The following is a 16734-nucleotide window of genomic DNA, read 5'->3' as shown; positions in this document are numbered from 1 at the left end:
CGTCGCTCAGTCCCGCGCGATGCCCCAGCGCACCCGCGGTGTCGCCTCGAAGCGCACCGCGCGCTGCGGCTCGTGGGCCGTCCGCCCGAGCACGAAGACATCGGAGCTGCGGTCCAGGACACCACCCGAGGGGTCGTCGTCCCCGTCCCTGCGGACCACGTCGCGCTCGGGCATCAGGATGTCCCGGACGACCATGGCACACACATAGAGGGTGCCCAACAGGTGGAGGGCGATGGCCAGTTGGTACCCCTCGGGCGGCAGCCCCTGGTGCTTGTCGCCGTTGCCGGTGTAGGCCAGGTACATCCAGATCCCCAGGAAGTACATGACCTCGCACGCCTGCCAGATCAGGAAGTCCCGCCAGCGCGGTCGGGCCAGCGCGGCCAGCGGGATCAGCCACAGGACGTACTGCGGCGAGTAGACCTTGTTGGTGAGGATGAACAACGCCACGACCAGGAAGGCGAGTTGGGCGAAGCGCGGTCGACGCGGGGCGTAGAGCGTCAGCAGCGCGAGGGCGCCGCAGCCGACGATCATCAGCAGCGTCGCGTAGAGGTTGGCGTTCTCCAGCGGGTTGCCGGTGCGCTGGGAGAGCAACAGCCAGAGCGAGCCGAAGTCGATCGGCCGCTCCTGGCTGAAGGTGTAGAACTTCGCCCAGCCCTCCCGGATGTGGAAGCCGGAGGCATCGTGGGCGATCATCACCGGCAGGTTCACCACCAGCCAGGAGACCGCCGCGCCGAGGACGGTCCGCCCGTATGCGCGCCAGGTCCCGGCCCGCCAGCACAGCACCAGCAGCGGGCCCAGCAGCAGCACCGGATAGAGCTTCGCCGCGGTCGCCAGCCCGATCAGGACGCCGGTCGCCAGCGGGCGACTGCGCGACCACATCAGCATGCCGGCGGCGGTCAGGGCGACCGCCAACAGGTCCCAGTTGATGGTGGCGGTGAGGGCGAAGGCCGGCGCCAGGGCCACCAGCAGACCGTCCCACGGGCGCCGCCGGTGGGTTCGGGTCACACAGACCGCGATGACGGCGGCGCAGACCATCAGCATGCCGGCATTGACCAGCCAGTAGATCTGCTCCCGGCCCTGGATCGCCCCGCCGTGCGGAGTCAGCCACGAGGCGACTTCCATGAAGAGCCCGGTCAGCACCGGGTACTCCAGGTACTGCATGTCCCCGGGCAGTTTGTCGAAGTAGGGGATCAGGCCGTCGGCGAAGCCCCGGCCCGAGTAGAGGTGGGGGATGTCCGAGTAGCAGGCGTGGACGTACTGGCTGGTGGCGCCGAAGAACCAGCCGCCGTTGTAGCAGGGCAGCTTCTGCACCATGCCGAGCGCGAACATGCCGAGGGCGACGAGCGCGACCACCCGTACCGGAGTCAGCCGGTGCACCCCGAGCAGGGCACGCCGGCCGATCGGCCCGCCGATCAGCTCGCTGCCGGCCGCGGCCACCTCATCCCGTTTCGTCGGCCGAACGGGCTCGTCCTGTCGCAGGCTCGTCATGGCCCCATCCTGCCGTACGAGCCGGGGACGAACGCGACGAAGCCCCCGCCCGGTCGCGCCGGGTCGGGGGCTTCGTCGAGCCATGTTTCACGTGAAACGCGTCAACGTTTCACGGGAAACGCTCAGCCCGTCTCACCTCCGGTGGGCCCGCCGAAGATGCCTCCGCCGGTGCCCCCACCACTGGTCGGGTCGGGTGTGCCGGGAGACGCCCCGCCGGTGTTACCACCCGGTCCGCCCGGGCCGCCGCCGGTGGTCCCTGCGTTGCTTCCGTGGTCCTTGCAGTGCAGGTCCCAGGGCGAGCAGCTCTTGGTTGGCGTCGGGCTGCCGCTGCCCGTCGGGGTGGCCGTCTGGCTGGGCGTGGCAGTCGGGCTCGGCGACTGCGTGATGCTCGGCGTGGGCGTCGGCGTGGGGGAGGGCATGCCGGGCTCGTTGATGACCTGCCCGATCGGCTGGGCCTCCGGGAACTGCTGCGCAGTCATCCCGGACATCGCCTGCATCATGTACTGCGTCCACACCTCGGTCGGCAGCGCGCCACCGTGGATCGAGTCGAAGCCACCGACGCCGTTCATCGACAGCTGGCGTGGATTCTGGGCGTCCTCGCGGAACATGGCGATGGCGGTCGACAACTGCTTGGTGTAGCCAACGAACCAGGCCGACTTGTTCTCGTCCGTGGTACCCGTCTTGCCCGCGGCCGGCATGCCCAGCTTCAGGGCGTTCTTGCCGGTGCCGTTCTTGATCACGTTCTGGAGCACGTCGGTGACGTTGTTGGCGATGTTCGCGTCGATGGCGTTCGGCTTCGGAGCCGGCTTCTCGAAGCCCGGCAGCTCCTTGCCCTCGGAGACCACCTTGGTCACCGAGTAGGGCTCCGCCTGCGTACCGGAGGCGGCGAAGGTGGCGTAGGCGTCCGCCATGCGGATCGCGCTCGGCGTCGAAGTACCCAGTGCGAACGACGGGTTGAGGTTCCTGTCGAAGCTGGACTTCGAGATGCCCGCGGCCTGCGCCATGGACCGCACCTTGTCCATGCCGACGTCCATGCCGAGTTGGACGAACGGGGTGTTGACCGACTGCTCCATCGCCTTCCGCAAGGAGATGTAGCCCCAGGGGTAGTTGCTCTCGTTCACCTGGTAGAAGGGCGAACCGTCCTTCTTCAGCACGTACGAGCCGTCCGAGTTCTTCACCTTGAGGTGGTCGTCGCCGTTGTACTTGCTCTCCGGCGAGAGCGGCTGACCGCTGCCGGCCTTCCCGTACTTCATCGCCGCGGACAGGACGAACGGCTTCCAGGTCGAGCCGACCGGCACGCCGAAGGTGTCGGCGTTGTTGCTGAAGTGCCCCTTGTCGTAGCCCTCGCCGCCGTACAGGGCCACGATCCGGCCGTCACCCGGCACCACCGAAGCACCGCCGAACTGGACGTACTTGTCCTTGTCCGGCCGCTTCTTCGGGTCGATGTAGCGGTCGTTGACCTTCTGCACCGCGGCGGCGAGTTCCTTGGTCTTCTTCTCGTCGAAGGTCGTCTGGACCGTGTAGCCGCCCTTGTCGAAGCGCGCCTCACTGATGTCCGAGTTCTTGAGGACGTACTTCTTGGCGACGTCGATCAGGTAGCCGATCTGGCCACCCTTGCTCGCCACCGGCCTGGGCTTCAGCGGGGTGGGGAAGCCCTTGGCCTTGTACTTGGCCTCGTCCGCCTGCGGCAGGTGGTTGTTGGCGACCATGCGGTCGAGGATCCAGGCCCAACGCTCCTTGGCCCGCGCGGTGTTCGCGGCCGGCGTGGCGCTCGCGCCGATGCCGCCCGCAGGGTCGTAGAGGTTGGCGCCCTTGAGCACGGAGGCCAGGAAGGCGCTCTCGCTCGGGTCCAGCTTGGAGGCGTCCTTGCCGTAGTACGCCTGTGCCGCGGCCTGGATCCCGTAGGCACCGCGACCGAAGTAGCTGGTGTTCAGGTAGCCCTGGAGGATCTCGGGCTTGGTCTGCTTCCAGCCGACCTTGACCGAGATGAACAGTTCCTTGAACTTCCGGTCAATGGTCTGTTCCTGACTCAGCATCGCGTTCTTGACGTACTGCTGAGTGATGGTCGAACCGCCCTGGGTGTCACCGCCCCGGGCCATGTTGACCAGGGCCCGGAGGATGCCCATGGGGTCGACGCCGTGGTCGGTCTCGAACGAGGCGTTCTCGGCGGAAATCACCGCGTACTGCATGGACTTCGGGATCTCGCTGATCCCGACCACCTGACGGTTGGTCTCGCCGTCGCGGGCCATGATCTTGCCGTTGGACCAAAGGTAGACGTTGTTCTGCGACTTGGCCGCCTGGTTCACGTTGGGTACCTGCACCATCGCGAGCCCGACGCCGGCCGCGCCGACAACCAGCGCGGCGGTCCCGACGCAGATGCTGGCCACCTGTTTCCAGGACGGCATCCACCGTCGCCAACCGGTGTGGTTGGCACGCGGGTAGTCAATGAAGCGCTTCCTGGGCGGCTTTCCGCCGCCACGGCCTCGTCCACGCCCCCCTTCACCGCCACCGCCGCCACCACCGCGGCGACCGCCGCCCTGGCCGACGCCACCGCCGGACGCCATGGCTGCGGAGTCGAACGCCTTGCGCCGGCCGCCCCGTTGGGCAGCCCGACGGGCCTCGGCGCGGCCACCCGGCCGGGGTTGGGGCGGCGGAGGGGTGGCATCAGCGCCGCGCGACGGAGCAGCGCGGCGTCCGGAAGGCTGTGCGGCGCGTCTGGCAGCGGCACGCCCGCCACCTTGCGGCTGGGGTGGTTTGCGACGGTGCTCGCTCATGGAACGAATACTCCTCGGACAGGCGCGCTCTCTCGTCGCCTGAAGGCGGCAGTTGGCTTCAGGTCCCCCCAGTGCACGGCCCGCTCCTGACGCGCGGGCCGCACTACACCGAGGTCAGGGACGCCACGTATAGGCCCACGGTTCCCGGCAGTCTGCATGCCGCACAGACTACGCACGGCCAAAACCTGCCCAGTGTTGAAATTCACTCCAAAACAGTCAGGTTGCGTCGCACGAATAAGTGATGTGACGCCGTTCACCGTCGACCCTCTTGTTCCGCTCAGGGCGCCGATCTATCGTCTGGATGTATCGACTCGATACATCAGATCGAGATAAAGACCGCACAGGGCCTAGGAGGCGGAGGATGAGCAGGCGTTCCGGCATCCTCGAATTCGCCGTCCTCGGCCTGCTCCGGGAATCCCCGATGCACGGTTACGAGTTGCGCAAGCGGCTCAACACCTCGCTCGGGGTCTTCCGCGCCTTCAGCTACGGCACGCTCTACCCCTGCCTCAAGTCGCTGGTCGCGAACGGCTGGCTCGTCGAGGAAACGGGTGGCGCCCCGGAGGGCGTTCCCGCCACGGCACTCACCGGACGCCGGGCCAAGATCGTCTACCGGCTGACCCCGGCGGGCAAAGAGCACTTCGAGGAGCTGCTCAGCCACTCCGGGCCGGACGCCTGGGAGGACGAACACTTCGGTGTTCGCTTCGCGTTCTTCGGCCAGACGTCGCGGGACGTGCGGATGCGCGTGCTGGAAGGCCGCCGCAGCCGGCTGGAGGAGCGCCTGGAGAAGATGCGCACCTCCCTGGCCAGGACCCGCGAGCGACTGGACGACTACACCCTCGAACTGCAGCGGCACGGCATGGAGTCCGTGGAGCGCGAGGTCCGTTGGCTCAACGAGCTCATCGAGAGCGAGCGCACCGGGCGCGCACAGCGCGCACCGGAGGACTCCACAGCGCAGGACAAGAACAACCAGTCAGGAGACACGGGCGGCCTGCCCCGGCACCGGGGTGGTTCCCGGCCGGACCCGTCCGAATGACACCACCACATGAGGCCCTGCCCTACAGGTCCTCATCGAGATCACAGGGAGCAACCGGAATGGGTTCGGTTCGCGTAGCCATTGTCGGCGTGGGCAACTGCGCCGCCTCGCTGGTACAGGGCGTCGAGTACTACAAGGACACCGACCCGAACAGCCGCGTGCCCGGCCTCATGCACGTGCAGTTCGGCGAATACCACGTCCGCGACGTCGAGTTCGTGGCCGCCTTCGACGTTGACGCCAAGAAGGTCGGCCTCGACCTCTCCGACGCCATCGGCGCCAGCGAGAACAACACCGTCAAGATCTGCGACGTGCCGAACACCGGTGTCCAGGTCCAGCGCGGCCACACCCTCGACGGCCTGGGCAAGTACTACCGCGAGACGATCGAGGAGTCCGCCGAGGCCCCGGTCGACATCGTCCAGGTGCTCAAGGGCCGGCAGGTCGACGTCCTGGTCTGCTACCTCCCCGTCGGCTCCGAGGACGCGGCGAAGTACTACGCGCAGTGCGCCATCGACGCCAAGGTCGCCTTCGTCAACGCCCTCCCGGTCTTCATCGCCGGCACCAAGGAGTGGGCGGACAAGTTCACCGAGGCCGGCGTCCCGATCGTCGGTGACGACATCAAGTCCCAGGTCGGCGCCACCATCACGCACCGCGTGCTGGCCAAGCTCTTCGAGGACCGGGGCGTCGTCCTGGACCGCACGATGCAGCTCAACGTCGGCGGCAACATGGACTTCAAGAACATGCTGGAGCGCGAGCGCCTGGAGTCCAAGAAGATCTCCAAGACGCAGGCGGTCACCTCCCAGATCCCCGACCGCGAGCTGGGCGAGAAGAACGTCCACATCGGCCCGTCCGACTACGTGGCCTGGCTGGACGACCGCAAGTGGGCCTACGTCCGCCTTGAGGGTCGCGCCTTCGGCGACGTCCCGCTGAACCTCGAATACAAGCTGGAGGTCTGGGACTCCCCGAACTCCGCGGGCGTCATCATCGACGCGCTCCGTGCCGCCAAGATCGCCAAGGACCGGGGCATCGGCGGCCCGATCCTCTCCGCCTCCTCCTACTTCATGAAGTCGCCGCCGGTGCAGTACTTCGACGACGAGGCGCGGGAGAACGTCGAGAAGTTCATCCGCGGCGAGGTCGAGCGCTAAGCGCTCCCCCCTCCCGCCGTCGGCCTCCGGATTAATCCTCCCGGAGGCCGACGGGCTGTGTGAGGCTGTGCCTCATGCATGCTGCGCGCGATCTCCGCGTATTACTCCGGCTGCGCGACTTTCGTTCGCTCCTGGCCGTGCGGCTCCTCTCGCAGGCCGCCGACGGGGTGTTCCAGGCGGCGCTCGCCACCTTCGTCATCTTCTCGCCCGAGAAGCAGGCGTCACCCGAGGCGATCGCCTCGGCCATGGCGATCCTGCTGCTGCCGTACTCCCTTCTCGGGCCGTTCACCGGGGTGTTGCTCGACCGTTGGCGCCGGCGGCAGGTCCTGCTCCACGGCAATCTGCTGCGCACCCTGCTCGCCGCGCTCACCGCGGTGCTGATCGCGATGCGGGTCCCCGACTGGCTCTTCTACGTCTCCGCGCTGTGCGTGACCGCCGTGAACCGCTTTGTCCTGGCGGGGCTTTCGGCCGCGCTGCCCCGCGTGGTCGACGGCCGGCACCAGCTCGTGATGGCCAACGCCCTTTCCCCCACGGCGGGAACGCTCGCCATGACGGCCGGCGGCGGGCTGGCCTTCGCGCTCCGGCTGGCCGGCACGGACGTGGACGGGCTCGTGGTGCTGCTGGCCGCCGTGCTCTACCTCTGCTCCGCCCTCACCGCCCTGCGGATGACTCCGCAACTCCTCGGGCCGGACCCCTCGGCGCTCCAACCACACCTCAAGGACGCCTTGTTGAGCACCGTGCGCGGGCTCGTGGAGGGCCTGCGCCATCTCGCCGCCCGTCCCACCCCGGCCGGCGCGCTCACCGTCATGACGGTGGTCCGCTTCTGCTACGGCGCGCTGACGGTGATGGTGCTGATGCTGTGCCGGTACGCCTGGTCCAGCACCACGTCCGAGGGGTTGGCGCTGCTGGGCGTGACCGTCGCCGTCTCGGGAGCCGGCTTCTTCGCGGCCGCGGTGGTCACTCCCTGGGCGGTCGAACGGCTCGGTGCCTTCGGTTGGATGGCCTGTTGTGCCGCGGCGGGCGCGGTCCTGGCGCCCGCACTGGGGCTGTTCTTCCGCCCGGCGCCGATGCTGGTGGCCGCCTTCGTCCTCGGCCTGGGCACCCAGGGAACCAAGATCTCCACGGACACGGTGGTCCAGTCCTCGGTCGACGACGCCTTCCGCGGCCGCATCTTCGCCGTCTACGACGTGCTGTTCAACGTCGCGTTCGTCGGCGCGGCCGCGGTCGCCGCCCTGATGCTGCCGCCCGACGGCCGCTCCGCGGTCCTGATCGTCGTGGTGGCCGCGCTCTACGCGGTGGTCGCCGCGGCCCTGGTCCGCTTCGTGCGCCGCTGAGCGCCCGCCCCCGGCACCCCGACACCTGCAGCGGAGCAGATACCTTACGGGCGTACTTCACGCGCCCGGACACCGCACGTCCGGGCACACCAGATTTCGGGGGAACTTCCCATGACCACGCCTCCGCAGGGGCAGAACCCGTACGGCCAACCTCCGTACGGGCAGCAGCCGTACGGCCAGCCGCCCTACCCGCAGCCACCCCAGCCGCCGCAGGCCGCCTACGGTCCGCCCCCGGGCGGGCAGCCGCAGGGCGGGCCCCCGCCCCAGGGCGGATACGCCTATCCCCAGCAACCGCAACCGCCGTACGGACAGCAGCCGCCGCAGGGTTATCCGCAGGCGCCACAGCAGCCCTTCCCGCAGGGCGGGGCTCCCGTCCCCCCACCGTCGGCCCGCCAGGGACGGTCGCCCAAGGCGATCCTGAAGGGCATCGTCGTGGTCGTGGGCCTGATCGTCATCGGGGTGGCCTGGGTGAGTAGCTGGCACGACGCCGATACCGCCAAGGCCGGCGACTGCATGAAGAACGAGGGCAACGAGATCAAGCCGGATCTCAAGGTGGTGGACTGCGGCACGGCGGAGGCCAAGTACAAGGTGACGGCCGTCCACACCGACACCACGGACACCTCGCTCTGCCCGAGCGACACCAACGCCTACTCGGAGGTCCAGCACCGCCGCCGGGCCTCCGACACCCGGTTCGTACTCTGCCTCCAGAACGTCAAGTAGCCACGGAATCAGCGTACTTGCACCGCGGGGCGGTGTTTCACGTGAAACGGCAGAGCCTCTGCCGCCGTGTTTCACGTGAAACACCGCCCCGTCGCACCTCGCCCGGTTTCACGTGAAACATCGCCGGTTTCACGGTCGCCACGGGGCCCGGCGCCTCAACTCTGCGTCGCCCACCACTCCTTGAGAGCGGCCACCGCGGCCTCGCGGCCCATCGGACCGTGCTCCAGCCGCAGCTCCAGCAGGTGCTTGTACGCCTTGCCGATCTGCGGGCCGGGGCCGACGTCGAGGATCTCCATGATCTCGTTGCCGTTCAGGTCCGGGCGGATCGCGTCCAGCTCCTCCTGCTCCTGGAGCAGGTCGATGCGCTCCTCCAGCCCGTTATAGGCCCGCGAGAGCGCGGCAGCCTTGCGCTTGTTGCGCGTGGTGCAGTCCGAGCGGGTCAGCTTGTGCAGACGGTCCAGTTGCGGGCCGGCGTCCCGGACGTAGCGGCGGACCGCGGAGTCCGTCCACTCGCCCGTGCCGTACCCGTGGAACCGCAGATGCAGCTCCACCAGGCGCGCAACGTCCTTGATCATGTCGTTTGAGTACTTCAGGGCGGTCATGCGCTTCTTGGTCATCTTCGCCCCGACCACCTCGTGGTGGTGGAAGGAGACCCGACCGTCGCTCTCGAAGCGCCGCGTCTTGGGCTTGCCGATGTCGTGCAGCAGCGCCGCCAGCCGCAGCACCAGGTCGGGCCCGTCGTCCTCAAGGTCGATGGCCTGCTCCAGCACCGTCAGCGTGTGCTCGTAGACGTCCTTGTGGCGGTGGTGCTCGTCGCTCTCCAGGCGCAGCGCGGGCAGCTCCGGCAGCACCCGGTCCGCGATCCCGGAATCGACCAGCAGCCGCAGGCCCTTGCGCGGATGCGGCGCCAGGATCAGCTTGTTGAGCTCGTCGCGCACCCGCTCCGCGGAGACGATCTCGATGCGCTCCGCCATCGCCGTCATCGCCTCGACGACCTCGGGCGCCACCGTGAAGTCCAGCTGCGCGGCGAAGCGGGCCGCCCGCATCATCCGCAGCGGGTCGTCGGAGAACGACTCCTGCGGCGTCCCCGGAGTCCGCAGCACGCGGGCCGCCAGGTCCTCCAGGCCGTTGTGCGGGTCGACGAACTCCTTCTGCGGAAGCAGCACTGCCATGGCGTTGACCGTGAAGTCCCGGCGGATCAGATCGTCCTCGATCGAGTCGCCGTAGGACACCTCGGGCTTGCGCGAGGTGCGGTCGTACGCCTCCGAACGGTAGGTCGTGACCTCGATGTCGAACGCGTCCTTCTTGCAGCCGACCGTGCCGAAGGCGATGCCGACCTCCCAGACCGCGTCCGCCCACGGCCGGACGATCTTCAGCACGTCCTCAGGCCGGGCGTCAGTGGTGAAGTCCAGGTCGTTACCGAGCCGGCCGAGCAGCGCGTCCCGGACCGACCCGCCGACCAGGGCAAGCGTGAACCCGGCCTCCTGGAAGCGACGGGCCAGGTCGTCCGCGACGGGGGAAACCCGCAGCAGCTCGCTCACGGCACGGCGCTGCACGTGGTTCAGCGCGTTCGTCGACTGCGGAGTCTGCTCGGACCGCGTGGTGGGGAAGTCATTGTTGGCGTTCGGCACAACAGAAAAGGGTACGTTGCCGCGCGGCCCGCGGCGTCACGTTAATAAAGGGGACAGCGGCCCCCAGACCCCGCCGTCATGATCATGTGGCGCAGTCCCCGGCACTACGGCGCGCCGGGCCTCGTTACCATTCGTGGACGCACATTCCGACGACCACTGACGACGACGAGGGACGGGCGAGCGCGTGGCCGATGCGGCAGGGTTCCAGGCGACTGAACGGCCGCGTGGCCGATGGCTGCGAAGGACCGTGACGCTGCTCACCGGAGTACCCCTGCTCGTGGGGACGCTGCAGGTCACCCACGCCCCCGAGGCTCGGGCCGCCTCGCACCCGGTCAACGTGACGATCAACGCGATGTCCCCGGTCGCCCCCGGCAAGGACGACACGGTCACCGTCTCCGGCACGCTGACCAACGACACCAAGAGCGCGATCACCGACGCCCACGTCGGGCTGCACCGCGGCGCGGCGCTCAACGACCGCAGCTCCGTCCAGGCCGTGACCAAACGCACCGGCTATCTGCCGGACGCCGACGGCAAGGAGATCGGCGGCCACACCGAGAAGATCGACCGGCTCGACCCGGGCACCAGCCGGACCTTCACCCTCAACGTCCCGGTCAAGGACCTCGGCCTCAGCAGCGACGGGGTCTACCCGCTCGGCGTGACCCTGTCCGGTCACGGCCCGAGCGCGTCGTACGACCAGGTCCTGGGCATCGACCGGACCCTGCTGCCCTGGCAGGGCGCCGCGCCGTCGAAGAAGACCCAGCTCACCTACCTGTGGCCGCTGATCTCCACCACCCACCTCACGGCCGAGACCGGCGCCGACGCCCAGCAGACGCCGGTCTTCCGCAACGACGGCCTCGCGTCGGAGATCGCCCCCGGCGGCCGGCTCCAGAAGATGGTCGAGCTCGGCAAGAATCTCCCGGTGACCTTCGTCGTCGACCCCGACCTGCTCGCGACCGTCGAGGCGATGACCAAGCCGTACCACGTGCACGACCCGGACGGGCCAGTCGGCAAGAACCAGGCCGTCGCCAAGCAGTGGCTCAACGATCTACAGAACGCCGTGAAGGGCCACGAGGTCGTCGCCCTGCCCTTCGGCGACCCTGACCTGGCCTCGCTCGCGCACCACGGCAAGAGCGTGCCCAGCTCGCTCGGCCACCTCGGCCCGGCCACCGAACTCGCCTCGAAGGCCGTCGACACCATCCTCGGCGTGAAGCCGCGCACCGACTTCACCTGGCCCGTGGACGGCGCCATCGACTCCTCGATCGTCGACGTCGCCACCTCGGCCGGCGCCCACAACGTCATCACCCGCAGCGACAGCCTGCGGGACAACGACCTGCCGTACACCCCGACCGCGGCCCGGCCCATCGGCGGCGGCAACACCGCCATCGTCACCGACGCCCAGCTCTCCCGGGCCTTCGAGGGCGACATGTCGAAGTCGGGGAACGCCAGCCTGGCGATCCAGGAGTTCCTCGCCGAGGCCCAGATGATCGGCCTGGAGAACCCCGAGCAGCAGCGCAGCATCGTCGTCGCGCCGCAGCGCATGCCCTCGGCGACCCAGGCCCAGGCGATGGCCGGCGCGCTGCGGAACCTGGAGCAGGCCGGCTGGGTCCAGTCGACGAAGCTGGGGGACGCGGCGAAGGCGAAGCCCGACCCGGCCGCCAACCGTCAGATCCCCGGCCGCTCCTCGTACCCGTCGGCGCTGCGCCAGCAGGAGCTCCCCACCGACGCCTTCCGGCAGATCGAGGACACCCAGGCCGCGCTGGACGACTTCAAGGTGGTTCTGGCCCACCCCGAGCGCGTGGTCACGCCGTTCGGCAACGCCATAATGCGCGAGATGTCGACGTCGTGGCGGGGCGACTCCGAGGGCGCCACCGCCTTCCGCACCTCGGTGCGCGACTACCTCGACGGCCTGACCAAGAAGGTCCGCCTGATCCCGAAGACCGAGGCGACGCTCTCCGGGCGCAGCGCCACGATCCCGGTGACGGTGCAGAACAACCTCCTCCAAGGCGTCCAGGGCATGACGCTGCGGCTGACCTCGTCGCAGCCCAACCGACTGGACGTCGGGAAGTCCCAGGAGATCAAGGTGGACGGCGGGCACAGCCAGTCGTTCAAGTTCGAGACCACGGCGAACGCCAACGGTCTCGCCTTGGTGACCGCCCAGCTCTACACCGCGAACGGCACGCCCTACGGTGAGCCCATGACGTTCCGGGTGAACGTCACGGAGATCACCGCCACTGTGATGCTCGTCATCGCCGGCGGTGTCCTGCTGCTCGTGCTGGCCGGCGTGCGGATCTACCTCCAGCGCAAGCGGGCGGCCGCCGAGGACGCCGGGGACGAGGAGAACGGCGAGGACAACGGCGGTGCCACCGCCGATGGTGAGGGCGGCGACAGCGGCAACCCCGGCGGCGACAGCCCCGAGCAGCCGAGTGACCGCACGCCGGACACCGGTTCGGAGAAGTCCGGGCCCTCCGCCTCAGGTGAGAAAGTGGACCGTTGATAGACGACGGGGCCGGATGGCCGGCGACGGATGAGGTGGGGCAGCGATGAATGCGCCGTATGACGGTGGCCGCGGCCGGGGCTCGCATGGCGATCCCTCGGGGGCGGTCCCTCCGACGCCGCCGTTGCCCGCGGACCAGGACCCCTATGTCCAGGACGCCTACCGCAACGACCCGCAGCAGGCACCGGCCCCGACGGCCCAGGACCCGGCCGGCGCGGCGCCGTATGACCACGCCGCGCGCCCGGCCCCCTCGGGACCGCCCGCGAACCCGCTCTACCAGCAGCCGCCCGGCCCGCAGCAGTGGCCCGCGCCGGCGCAGCCGCAGGGGCCGGTCCAGGACCTGTCGCAGGGCGACCCCGACGCGACGGTGCAGTTCGCCGGCGGCGATGCGCTGATGGCCCAGGGCGCCGACGAGCGCCCCGAGCGGGATGCGTTCGCGCACCTCTTCCGGGACCAGCAGCAGCCGTACCAGCCGCCGCGCCCCGCGCCGGCCCCCGTGGCCCAGCAGGCGCCGGCGGCGGCTCCCGGCCCGGAGCCGATGGCCCAACAGGCCGTCGAAGAAGCCGAACCCGAGCCCGCCCCGGTCGCGGCGGCCGGCAAGCAGTCCGGCGGCCGCGCGTCCGGCCTGCTGAAGTCCAGCGCGGTGATGGCCGCCGGCACGATGGTGTCCCGGCTCACCGGCTTCGTCCGCTCCGCGCTGATCGTCGCGGCGCTCGGCGGCGCGGTGCTCGGTGACTCCTGGCAGGTCGCCTACCAGCTACCGACGATGATCTTCATCCTGACCATTGGCGGCGGCCTGAACTCCGTCTTCGTCCCGCAGCTCGTCCGCGCGATGAAGGAGGACGAGGACGGCGGCGAGGCGTATGCCAACCGGCTGCTCACCCTCGTCGTCGTCGTCCTGGGCGTGCTGACGATACTGGCGGTCTTCGCCGCACCCCTGCTGGTCAAGCTGGTCTCGTTCGACATCTCCCGCGACCCGGCGGCCAACGAGGTCGCGGTCGCCTTCACCCGCTACTGCGTGCCCACGATCTTCTTCATGGGCCTGCACGTCGTCATGGGCCAGATCCTCAACGCCCGCGGCCGCTTCGGCGCGATGATGTGGACCCCGGTCCTCAACAACATCGTCATGATCGCCACCTTCGGCCTCTTCATCTGGGTCTACGGCACGGCGAAGACCTCCCAGATCGGCGTCACCACCATCCCCGACGCGGGCATCCGACTGCTCGGCATCGGCACGCTCCTCGGCCTGGTGGTCCAGGCGCTGGCGATGATCCCGTACCTGCGCGACGCCGACTTCAAGCTCCGCCTCCGCTTCGACTGGCGCGGCCACGGCCTGGGCAAGGCCGCCAAGCTGGCCAAGTGGACGGTGCTGTTCGTCCTCGCCAACCAGGCGGGCGTGCTGGTCGTCACCCAGCTCTCCACCTGGGCCGGCAAGACCGCCGACCACCAGGGCCACCCGGGCACCGGCTTCATCTCCTACGCCAGCGCCCAGCTGATCTGGAACATGCCGCAGGCGATCATCACCGTCTCCGTCATGGCCGCACTGCTGCCCCGGCTGGCGCGCTCCGCCCACGACGGCGACACCGGCGCGGTCCGGGACGACATGTCGCAGGGCCTGCGCACCTCGGCCGTGGCCATCGTCCCGATCTCGTTCGGGTTCCTCTCGCTCGGCATCCCGCTCTGCACTCTGGTCTACGGCTCGTCCGGCGCCGGTATCCCCATGGGCTACATGCTGATGGCCTTCGGCGTGGGCCTGATCCCGTTCTCGGTGCAGTACGTCGTCCTGCGCGCCTTCTACGCGTACGAGGACACCCGCACCCCCTTCTACAACACGGTGATCGTCGCCGGCGTCAACGCCGCGGCCTCCGCCCTCTGCTTCCTGGTCCTGCCCGCCCGCTGGGCCGTGGTGGGCATGGCGGCGTCCTACGGACTCGCCTACGTCATCGGCGTCGGCGTCGCCTGGCGCCGCCTGAGCAAGCGGATGGGCGGCGACCTGGACACCCCGCACGTCGTGCGGACCTACGCGCGGCTGGCCGGCGCCAGCATCCCGGCCACGATCGTTTCCGGCGCGCTGGTGTACGTGCTGATGCAGGCGCTCGGCACCGGCTTCGTCGGCTCGCTCGCCGCGCTCATCGCCGGCGCCGCCGCACTTCTGGCCGTCTTCTACCTCGCCGCCCGGAAAATGCGGATCGAGGAGCTCAACGCCCTGGTGGGCATGGTCAGGTCCAAGCTGGGACGCTGACCGGGCACAACCATCGACTGCCACCGTGTGTCGTGCATAGTGGCGGACTGTGGGCACAATTGTCTTGGCTCATTGAGCCTGCAACGGATGGGGAGGCAGGAACGACGGTGGCGGAACGGAGCACGGCTGCCGTCGACGTGGCCGACACGAGCGGCGAGGAGCCGCTGACCGCCAAGGCGGGGCGGGCCACGGACGACGGTGCAAAGGCCGAGAAGGTATCCGGCAAGGAAAAGGACACCGCACGCACCGACGAGAAGGGTGCCCAGGCAACCGATTCCAAGCCACCGGAACTCCACAGCGGTCACAAGCTGGCGAGACGTTACCGCCTCGAAGAGTGCGTCACCCGTCTGGACGGATTCAGTAGCTGGCGCGCCGTCGACGAGAAGCTCCGCCGGGCCGTCGGCGTGCACGTGCTGCCCGCCGACCACCCCCGCGCCCGTCCGGTGCTCTCTGCCGCCCGGGCCTCCGCGCTCCTCGGCGATCCACGTTTCGTGCAGGTCCTCGACGCCGTCGAGGACAGCGACCTCGTCTACGTCGTCCACGAGTGGCTGCCGGACGCCACCGAGCTGGCCACAGTCCTGGCCAACGGCCCGCTCGAACCCCACGACGCCTACCAACTCGTCAGCCAGGTCTCGCAGGCCATGACCGCCGCCCACCGCGAGGGCCTGGCCCATCTGCGACTCACCCCGAGCTCGGTGCTGCGCACGGAATCCGGGCAGTACCGCATCCGCGGCCTCGCCGTCATGGCGGCGCTCCGCGGCATCACCTGCGAGCACCCGCAGCGCACGGACACCGAAGCCATCGGCGCCCTCCTGTACGCCGCCCTCACCCAGCGCTGGCCGTACGAGAACGACGCCTACGGCCTCGCCGGCCTCCCCAAGGGCGTCGGCCTGATCGCGCCCGACCAGGTGCGCGCGGGCGTCCACCGCGGGCTGTCCGAGCTCGCCATGCGTGCGCTGGTCAACGACGGGGCCACCGCGTCCCGTCAGGAGCCGCCGTGCACCACCCCGGAGGAGCTTGCCAAGGCCGTCGCGGCGATGCCGCGCATCCGTCCTCCGGAGACGGCGTTCTCGACACCCCCGCCATACCAGCGCACGGGCTACCAGCAGGGCTCCTACGGACAGCCGGCGACCCGCAACGGTCAACCCGCAGGGGTGACGCAGCCCGTCGTCGCGCCACCGCCCCCGCTCCAGAGCCGCACCGGCAAGGCCCTGAAGTGGTCGGTCTCCGCGCTGTTGATCGCGGCGCTGGGCCTGGGCAGTTGGCAGTTGGCGGACACCCTGCTGAAGCGCGAGGGCGACCAGGACGCCCCTGGGAACTCGCAGAGCGCCGGCGGAGCCGCCAAGAAGCCGACCGGGAAGCCGATCAAGATCGAGGACGGCGCCGAGTACTACCCGGACGGCCAGCCGCAGCACCCCGAGCAGGCGAGGGCCACCTACGACGGAGACCCCTCGACCTTCTGGCGCAGCAAGAGCTTCCTTGAAGGCCCCGACCTGAACCCGGCCTACAAGAAGGGCGTCGGTCTGGTCTACGACCTCGGCTCGGAGCAGCAGGTGAGCACCGCGTCGATCGGGCTGCGCTACGGCGGCAACCACACGACGGTGACGCTCTACGCCGCCCACTCCCTCTCACCGTCCGAACCGCTGAGCTCCATGCGGGAGCTCGGTACAGCCAAGACGTCGGGAACCACCGTCAAGGTCTCGCTGAAGTCACCGACGAAGGCGCGGTACGTCGTCGTGTGGATGACAGCGATGCCCTACTCGGAGGCCGACCCCGAGTCCTACAGCAAGGCCGGCTACAAGCAGGGCGTGACCGAGGTCTCCTTCACCGGCTGAGCACGCTCGCCTTCGAGAGGGGCGTGGGTACGGGGTTCGTT

10 protein-coding genes are annotated in these 16734 nt (G+C 69.5%); 7 read left to right on the top strand and 3 right to left on the bottom strand.

Annotated elements, in window-relative coordinates; all coding sequences use genetic code 11:
* Positions 1-6 precede the first annotated feature (6 nt).
* On the bottom strand, positions 7-1488 hold the full coding sequence (locus tag ACIQU6_RS01280) for a glycosyltransferase family 87 protein (protein ID WP_403479542.1): 1482 nt from the start codon (positions 1486-1488) through the stop codon (positions 7-9).
* Positions 1489-1610: 122 nt separating this feature from the next.
* Entirely contained in the window at positions 1611-4262 is a 2652-nt protein-coding gene (locus tag ACIQU6_RS01275; protein ID WP_403479541.1) for a transglycosylase domain-containing protein, read from the bottom strand.
* A 361-nt stretch (positions 4263-4623) separates the two neighbouring features.
* On the opposite strand from ACIQU6_RS01275, the gene ACIQU6_RS01270 reads away from it, so the two are divergent.
* The 4 genes from ACIQU6_RS01270 (at position 4624) to ACIQU6_RS01255 (ending at position 8491) form a co-directional block, all read left to right on the top strand.
* Positions 4624-5295: a helix-turn-helix transcriptional regulator gene (locus ACIQU6_RS01270; RefSeq protein WP_403479540.1), complete on the top strand. Its 672-nt coding sequence runs from the start codon at positions 4624-4626 to the stop codon at positions 5293-5295.
* A 59-nt stretch (positions 5296-5354) separates the two neighbouring features.
* The gene (locus tag ACIQU6_RS01265) at positions 5355-6437 is read left to right on the top strand and encodes an inositol-3-phosphate synthase (RefSeq protein ID WP_403479539.1); all 1083 of its coding nucleotides are present in this window, start codon (positions 5355-5357) and stop codon (positions 6435-6437) included.
* Between the two features lie 74 nt (positions 6438-6511).
* Positions 6512-7771, top strand: a complete 1260-nt coding sequence (locus tag ACIQU6_RS01260; RefSeq protein WP_403479538.1) for an MFS transporter — start codon at positions 6512-6514, stop codon at positions 7769-7771.
* 111 nt (positions 7772-7882) lie between these two features.
* Positions 7883-8491, top strand: a complete 609-nt coding sequence (locus tag ACIQU6_RS01255; RefSeq protein ID WP_403479537.1) for a hypothetical protein — start codon at positions 7883-7885, stop codon at positions 8489-8491.
* A 155-nt stretch (positions 8492-8646) separates the two neighbouring features.
* Here ACIQU6_RS01255 and ACIQU6_RS01250 read toward each other — a convergent pair whose 3' ends face one another.
* Positions 8647-10122 carry a CCA tRNA nucleotidyltransferase gene (locus tag ACIQU6_RS01250; protein ID WP_403479536.1) on the bottom strand — a complete coding sequence of 492 codons (1476 nt, stop codon included), beginning with the start codon at positions 10120-10122 and terminating at the stop codon, positions 8647-8649.
* A 247-nt stretch (positions 10123-10369) separates the two neighbouring features.
* Here ACIQU6_RS01250 and ACIQU6_RS01245 point away from each other — a divergent pair, with 247 nt between their 5' ends.
* The 3 genes from ACIQU6_RS01245 (at position 10370) to ACIQU6_RS01235 (ending at position 16693) form a co-directional block, all read left to right on the top strand.
* The gene (locus ACIQU6_RS01245) at positions 10370-12616 is read left to right on the top strand and encodes a DUF6049 family protein (RefSeq protein ID WP_403479535.1); all 2247 of its coding nucleotides are present in this window, start codon (positions 10370-10372) and stop codon (positions 12614-12616) included.
* A 46-nt stretch (positions 12617-12662) separates the two neighbouring features.
* Positions 12663-14858: a murein biosynthesis integral membrane protein MurJ gene (gene murJ, locus ACIQU6_RS01240; RefSeq protein WP_403479534.1), complete on the top strand. Its 2196-nt coding sequence runs from the start codon at positions 12663-12665 to the stop codon at positions 14856-14858.
* Between the two features lie 107 nt (positions 14859-14965).
* Positions 14966-16693: a serine/threonine protein kinase gene (locus tag ACIQU6_RS01235; protein ID WP_403479533.1), complete on the top strand. Its 1728-nt coding sequence runs from the start codon at positions 14966-14968 to the stop codon at positions 16691-16693.
* Positions 16694-16734: the final 41 nt, after the last annotated feature.

This window comes from Streptomyces sp. NPDC090442 (assembly GCF_044769405.1).
Classification (GTDB): domain Bacteria; phylum Actinomycetota; class Actinomycetes; order Streptomycetales; family Streptomycetaceae; genus Streptomyces.
Note: the sequence above shows the minus strand (reverse complement) of the source record. Positions and strands in the feature narration are given on the sequence as shown.

Bases quoted from the DNA above. Each gene is read 5' to 3' on its own strand.
- murJ (WP_403479534.1), top strand. From the start codon at position 12,663: ATGAATGCGCCGTATGACGGTGGCCGCGGCCGGGGCTCGCATGGCGAT.
- ACIQU6_RS01260 (WP_403479538.1), top strand. From the start codon at position 6,512: ATGCATGCTGCGCGCGATCTCCGCGTATTACTCCGGCTGCGCGACTTT.
- ACIQU6_RS01270 (WP_403479540.1), top strand. From the start codon at position 4,624: ATGAGCAGGCGTTCCGGCATCCTCGAATTCGCCGTCCTCGGCCTGCTC.
- ACIQU6_RS01265 (WP_403479539.1), top strand. From the start codon at position 5,355: ATGGGTTCGGTTCGCGTAGCCATTGTCGGCGTGGGCAACTGCGCCGCC.
- ACIQU6_RS01255 (WP_403479537.1), top strand. From the start codon at position 7,883: ATGACCACGCCTCCGCAGGGGCAGAACCCGTACGGCCAACCTCCGTAC.
- ACIQU6_RS01280 (WP_403479542.1), bottom strand. From the start codon at position 1,488: ATGACGAGCCTGCGACAGGACGAGCCCGTTCGGCCGACGAAACGGGAT.
- ACIQU6_RS01275 (WP_403479541.1), bottom strand. From the start codon at position 4,262: ATGAGCGAGCACCGTCGCAAACCACCCCAGCCGCAAGGTGGCGGGCGT.